The sequence below is a fragment of the Pseudanabaena biceps PCC 7429 genome (assembly GCF_000332215.1).
In the GTDB taxonomy this organism is placed as follows: domain Bacteria; phylum Cyanobacteriota; class Cyanobacteriia; order Pseudanabaenales; family Pseudanabaenaceae; genus Pseudanabaena; species Pseudanabaena biceps.
The window spans coordinates 1-7,014 of the sequence record NZ_ALWB01000254.1; the positions used below are offsets into that span (position 1 = coordinate 1).

Here is a 7,014-nt window from a genome sequence, read left to right on the forward strand (position 1 = left end):
CTGGGTTTGGTTTTCAATTCCCAAAAGTGTAGCCACACTTTTGGGAATTGGTATTAGAGGGGGGCAAACTAAGATAAAACCCAAAAAACTGCGGCGCACGCAGCGCGTGCGCCGCAGTTTTTGATCCAGCTACTTAGATAAGACTTCTAGGCGCACAGGAGCGACTCCAGAAGAAATCAAACCAATTACGTTCGCCGCAGCTGTTGAGATATCAATGACTCGACCATGGGCATAGGGTCCACGATCATTAATGCGGACTACCACAGACTGACCGTTGTCCATATTAACGACCCGAACAAGCGTGCCGAAGGGTAAGCTCGGATGCGCGGCAGTGAGATCGCTCGCATTAAACAACTCTCCACTAGCACTATAGTTCCCATCAAAGCCTGGACCATACCATGAAGCCATGCCAGACATTACTCCCACGACTCGGCTATGAAGCATTGGATTAAAGGAGGACTTGATCGCAAATTTAGAATTTGGGGCATCGCTAATTTCCGATACAGGATTAGCACCACCGAGAAGACGACGCAGTAGATTTGCTGATTCCAATACATCTTGCGTTTGATTTTGCGCTTGAGTTTGTGAAGAGGTTGGGAAAATTACCTGATCGTCAAACTTGAGAGTAGCGCGATCGCCTAGATTAATCACATAGTTACCATCTTTCCAAGCTGGAATAATCTTATTCGCATCAATTCCATCGCGGCTAAGCTGATTGATTAATGCAGCGGCAGCGGTAGCACGCTCGATCGGATTTGAGGAGCTAAGCAGACGTTCTGCACTATCCTCTGAGGATTTTGACGAACTATTTGATGAACTATCTGAATTACTCGACCCTAAGTTAAGGCTGTTGGTTAGATTATTTGTGTTATTGGCTGGTAACTTAACTGAATTAGAATTCTTCTTGGTCTCTCCCTTAAATCTTGATGGACTTAATGTATTGGTCTGAGTATTGATCTGGCTATCTGGAGATGAGACTTTTGGAGATTCATCCGTATCGATATAGGTAACTACTGGGATGCCACGGACATAGACAGTAGCAGCATTTCTACCATTTAATATGTGGGTATGAATGCGGGCGATAGAATCATCTTTAGTTCTAATCAACGACTGCGATCTGGTTTCCCCCACCTTTAGAGAAGTTGATAAAGAACTAGATGTATTAGTAGCTTTGACTTCAGACTGAGCCTGTGCGCTAGGGCTAGCGATGGTTGAGACGATAGCAAGAGCTACTACTGAGGTAGAGAGCTTGTAGCTCCAGTTCCAATTAAGCATAGGTAAAACAGAAAATGAAGATAAACGACTAAAAAATCGATAGAAGCTTGACTGAGAATGACTTACAAGCAAAATTACTAACAATCAATTTTGCGAACTAGGAACAAAATGCAAATAATCTTGTCCATGTGAATCAGATTAACATGGTTATTCAAAATGACGACAACTTAGCCATCAAACCCTTGTACCGCAATGATTTAAGCGTCTGTTTCCTATTAAAAATCGAAATTTTGCTTCTTTCTCATTAGGATTCTTTATAAAAATGGAACTTTGTGCTGATGGTTACAAAAAAATGGCTGCAAAAGTATGCCTTTAGACATAGGCATTTTTGCGCCCAAAAATTTTTTATATGCATCACGACTCAATACACAAGAAAATTTCGGTTTTAGTTACAATCTACCTTGAGCTTTGTTTGTATACAAACCTTGTGAAGACATGATTTCAGAAACAAAATGACGGAAATGATCAGAAATCAACCTGAAGATAGATACTAAAATTCAATTTATGCAATTTTTTTTAAGCTTCTTTCGCAAATATGCTCGTGATGAACAAAATATCGATTTTTTCATTCAAAAAATCGTAACTGTACGGGAATCACTAAGAAGTTAAGCAAAACACATAAAGTTAAACTATAAGAATTTCTAATCAATTGATTGAAACTTTTTTCTAAATCTTAAAAAAATTAGGAGATATTACAAACAAAAGGGGCAAAGCATAGCGATATATCTTGTATCTGTATATATAGCTGTCGTACTAGCAAATAAAACCCAAGAATTAATTGGCGGCGCGAAGCGCCGCCAATTAATTCTTAGGTTTTATTTGTCCTAGCTAATTAATCTAGCTGCCACCAGTCTTGTAATACCAAGTAAAGAAATGGCTTAGCCATTTCTTTACTTGGTATTACTTAATTAACGAATCATGACGGTTTGATTTGCTCTTTGGCAGTTTGAGCGCTTTTTGAGAGATTTACGGGATGATGGCATCATTTAGTTTGCCGCTGCGGAAACCTTCTAAATCTAAGGTAATCGCATTAAATCCATACTCGCGAAAGACCTTCGTCAGGTCGCCGATCGCCATTACATTTATAAATTCCTGTAGGCGATCGCTTGGCACTTCCACCTTGGCGACATCTCCCATCGATCGCACTCTGATATCACCTTTCCAGCCGCGATCGCGGAGATATTGTTCGGCGTTACCTACGCGGCGCAATTTTTCGATCGTTATTTCCTCACCATAGGGAAATCTTGAGCTTAAGCAGGGTTGCGAAGGTTTATCCCACCAAGGCAGTCCCAAATATTGCGATAACATCCGTACTTCTATTTTGCTAATGCCTACTTCCGCAAGAGGCGATCGCACGCCGCGTTCTTTCGCAGCCTGAATTCCTGGACGATAGTCTTGCAGATCGTCCGCATTTAAGCCATCAACCACATAACCATAGCCCATCGTTTTGGCAAGGGGTTTGAGTTTGTCGTGGAGTTCGCTTTTACAAAAATAACAACGATTAATCGGATTTGCTGTGTAATTCGGATTATCCATCTCATCGGTTTGGACAGTTTGATGCTTAATTCCGATAAATTCCGCTTGTACCTGTGCCGCAATTAGATCGGCTGGCAATAGGGAGGGGGAGTTAGCGGTAATGGCAAGGGCGCGATCGCCTAAAACCTCAAAGGCAACTTTTGCGACAAGGGTACTATCAATACCGCCCGAATAGGCAACAAGGACTTCTGAGGATTCCCGAAAAATATGACGTAAGCGATCAAGCTTTTCTGACAAAGTGTTACTTAACATAACCTGTTTAAATGTTTATTGAGTTCAATTCATCAATTAAGTAAGCGGGCTTAATTAAATATAAAACCCTAAAATCTGCGGCGCACGCGCAGCGTGCGGCATAGGTTTTAGATCTGGATTTTAATTATGCTGAGGTACTTAAATACATCAGTTCAATACATCAGTTCAATACATCAGTATGGTTTCAGTATAGTTAATACCAATTCACGAAAGTGTTGTCACAATTTCGTGAATTAAAAACCAAACCCAGTAAGGGTTTGAAAAGCTCAAAATGGCGTAGCCATTTTGAGCTTTTGTATAACGTGAGTTCGGGATAATGTGAAACGGGCTTTGAGAAAGGGTTTGCTACGCAAACCCTTTCTCAAAGCCTAAAAGTAAAAGCCTTGCGTAGCAAGGCTTTTACTTTTAGGCTTTGCAAATTTGCCAGCTTAACCCGAACTGACGTTAGTTATAGCTGTCGCTTGTACTACTCAAGAATTGACTAGCGGCGCTTCACGCCGCCAGTCAATTCTTGGGGTTTGATTAAGTGACTGTAGCTATAATTGCGATCGTGGCGATCTATAAAGCCGAAAAGAAAGCCTCATACCTGAGCCTTGTTTCTAAATCATTAGGGGATCGTCATATAATCATTTATATTAAGGAGAGCGTCAAAACGAGTGAGTGCTCTGTATTCATTGATTTTATTGATGTTTACATGGTTTATCTAGAGACTTTTTGCACTAAAGTTAGGCATAAAAGCCTTAACATTTTTTTAATTTTCGTAATTATTTATACATTTACTAATAGCTTACCTAGCTTAAGGTAAAATTTTTCTACGTTTTTTATGGGGATAGGAATGTATACCAAGTCAACTAGCAAAGTTGTTAAAGAACGCAGGGAATATAACACATGGGTAGCAAATGAGACCTTAGAAGACTATTCTCTTCGCTACGCCCCTAGATCGTTCAGGAAATGGTCGGAATTCCTAGTTGCAAATACTGCCTTAGGCGGCACTTCTTTTTTGGCATTAGAGGCAATAGGGGGTTCGCTATTGCTAAGCTACGGGTTTGCAAATTCCTTTTGGGCGATTCTGTTAGTCGGGGGAATTATCTTTCTGTCGGGAATACCGATCGCATACTATGCCGCTAAATATAATATTGATATCGATCTACTGACTAGGGGAGCAGGGTTTGGGTATATCGGTTCGACTATTACCTCGCTAATTTACGCTTCTTTTACATTTATTTTCTTTGCGCTTGAAGCAGCAATTATGGCTCAAGCCTTACAGCTATATTTTCATTTGCCTTTGGCACTGGGCTATATTCTCTGCTCTGTAATTATTATCCCAATTGTTTTTTATGGAATTACACTGATTAACCAGTTGCAGCTTTGGACGCAGCCAATTTGGTTGGGATTGATGATTACGCCTTTCCTTTTTATCATTAATAAAGAGCCTGAGGCAATTTCTAACTGGGTGAATTTTGCGGGTAACTCTCCCAGTGGGGCAGCCTTTCATCCGATCCTCTTTGGTGCAGCGGCAACGGTATCTTTTTCCTTAATTGCCCAAATCGGAGAACAGGTAGATTATTTGCGATTTTTACCAGAAAAACAAGAACATAATCGGGTGCAATGGTGGCTTGCTGTTATTTTGGCGGGACCTGGTTGGATTTTTTTTGGGACAGCAAAGCAATTGGGAGGCGCTTTTCTGGCATCCTTGTCCATTAATCATGGGATTTCGGCTACCCATGCTAAGGAACCAATCCAGATGTACTTGACGGGCTTTGCCGATGTCTTTGCCGATCCTCGGGTCGTTTTATCCGTGGCAACCTTATTTGTATTGGTATCTCAGATCAAAATTAATGTAACCAATGCCTACGCGGGATCGTTAGCATGGTCAAATTTCTTTTCTAGATTGACTCACAGCCATCCTGGACGGGTAGTATGGCTGATTTTTAATGTGTCGATTGCTTTGATGTTAATGGAATTCGGTGTATTTGAAACCCTAGATATTGTATTGGGGCTCTATTCTAATGTGGCGATCGCTTGGATTGGAGCAGTAGTCGCTGATCTAGTGATCAATAAACCTTTGGGAATTAGTCCCTCCTATATCGAGTTTAAACGGGCTTACCTCTATAACTTTAATCCTGTGGGCTTTGGCTCCATGGTTATTGCTTCGATTATTTCGATCATTGCCTTTGTGGGTTGTTTGGGGGCTTATGCCCAAGCCTATGCCCCTTTTCTGGCGATGGGAATTGCTTTTGTGCTCTCACCCATCATCGCGATCGCCACTAAGGGTAAATACTATATTGCGCGTCAAAACGTTTATCGATCGCAAAAGATCGATCCGCGCACGCTAATCCCTTGTAGTATTTGCGAACAAAAGTACGAACCTGCGGATACCGCCTATTGTCCTGTCTACGATGGGGCAATATGTTCGCTTTGTTGTAGTCTTGATGCGCGTTGCCATGACGGTTGTAAGACTAACGATGACGATATTGGCAGCTTGACCTTAGCGATCGCCCGTACAGTTTTTTCCAAAAAGTTTTCCCCACAGTTAGGCGTAAGACTAGTCAGGTTCATCGGTATATTTCTATTGCTCTTAGGCATTGCCGCAGTGGTGTTTGGGTTGGTTTATTACCATAGCATTCTGAAATCGCCAACTTTCCCCATTAATTCCAGTGCGGACTTTCTTGGGGTTTTATTAGAGCTATACGCACCTTTATCTGTATTAATTGGGATGGGGACTTGGTTGTTAGTCCTCAGCGAAGAAAGTCGAGAATTAGCAGAAGCAGAACTAGATCGCCAAAATCTGCAATTACAACAGGAGATTGAGGAAAGGCAAAGGGTTGAGGAGGCGATGCAACTGCTGACCTCTGAGCTAGAGCATCGAGTAGAGGATCGTACTAAGGAATTGTCTGAAGCGATCGGTAGTTTGAAGCAAACCCAAGTGCAGCTTATTCAGACGGAAAAAATGTCCAGTTTGGGACAGCTTGTTGCGGGAGTGGCTCACGAAATTAATAACCCCGTGAATTTTATTTATGGAAATCTCGTCCATGTTGGAACCTATACACAGGATTTATTAAATTTGATCGAACTTTATCGTAAATACTATCCTGATCCTGAACCAGAAATTCATCAGGAAGAAGAAGCGATCGATCTAGAATTTCTCATGGAAGATTTACCCAATATCCTCTCATCGCTAAAAGTAGGCGCAGAAAGGATTCAAAAGATAGTTATTTCATTGCGTAATTTCTCGCGGATGGATGAAGCTAATTTAAAGCCCGTCAATATCCATGATGGGATCGATAGTACGTTAATGATTTTGCAAGCTCGGCTTAAAGCCCGTCCTGATCGCCCAGCGATCAATGTGATTAAGGAATATGGCGATCTCCCTGAAGTTGAGTGTTATGCGGGACAGCTCAATCAAGTATTTATGAATATTCTCTCTAATGCCATTGATGCGATCGAGGAGAAACTTCTCGACCTCTCGCAGATGGAGGTCAGTCAGAGCGTTAGTACGATTAAAATCCAAACGGAAATTGATCGAAACTGCTATGCCAAAATTACGATCGCTGACAATGCCAAGGGTATTCCTCCAGAAGTTCAGAAGCGGCTGTTTGATCCCTTCTTTACGACCAAACCAGTCGGCAAAGGAACGGGTATGGGTTTATCGATTAGCTTTCAAGTGGTTAAAGAAATTCACAATGGGATTTTGAAATGTAATTCTGAAATGGGCAAAGGTACAGAATTTATTATTGAAATTCCCATCGATCAAAAAGCCGTTAAGGCTTGATCCAAAGATGAGTGCGGCGCAAAGCGCCGCACTCATCTTTGGTTAGATTGTGTTGCTTTCTAGGGCATAAACCCCAAAAGAGGGTTACCACGCTCCGCGTGGTAACCCTCTTTTGGGGTTTAATACCAATTCACGAAAGTGTGACAACACTTTTGTGAATTAAACACCAAACCCAGTAA

The 7,014-nt window shown here is 41.6% G+C and carries 3 protein-coding genes; 1 reads left to right on the top strand and 2 read right to left on the bottom strand.

The genetic code is table 11. The features are described from left to right. Positions 1-129: 129 nt before the first annotated feature. Both PSE7429_RS27345 and larE read right to left on the bottom strand, forming a co-directional pair. Positions 130-1,275 (bottom strand): septal ring lytic transglycosylase RlpA family protein, encoded by a 1,146-nt coding sequence (locus tag PSE7429_RS27345; RefSeq protein ID WP_009629168.1) that lies wholly within the window; start codon positions 1,273-1,275, stop codon positions 130-132. A gap of 966 nt (positions 1,276-2,241) precedes the next feature. Beyond that, positions 2,242-3,063, bottom strand: a complete 822-nt coding sequence (gene larE / locus PSE7429_RS19995; RefSeq protein WP_009629169.1) for an ATP-dependent sacrificial sulfur transferase LarE — start codon at positions 3,061-3,063, stop codon at positions 2,242-2,244. 835 nt (positions 3,064-3,898) lie between these two features. On the opposite strand from larE, the gene PSE7429_RS20000 reads away from it, so the two are divergent. Further along, positions 3,899-6,835, top strand: a complete 2,937-nt coding sequence (locus PSE7429_RS20000) for an ATP-binding protein (RefSeq protein WP_009629170.1) — start codon at positions 3,899-3,901, stop codon at positions 6,833-6,835. Positions 6,836-7,014: the final 179 nt, after the last annotated feature.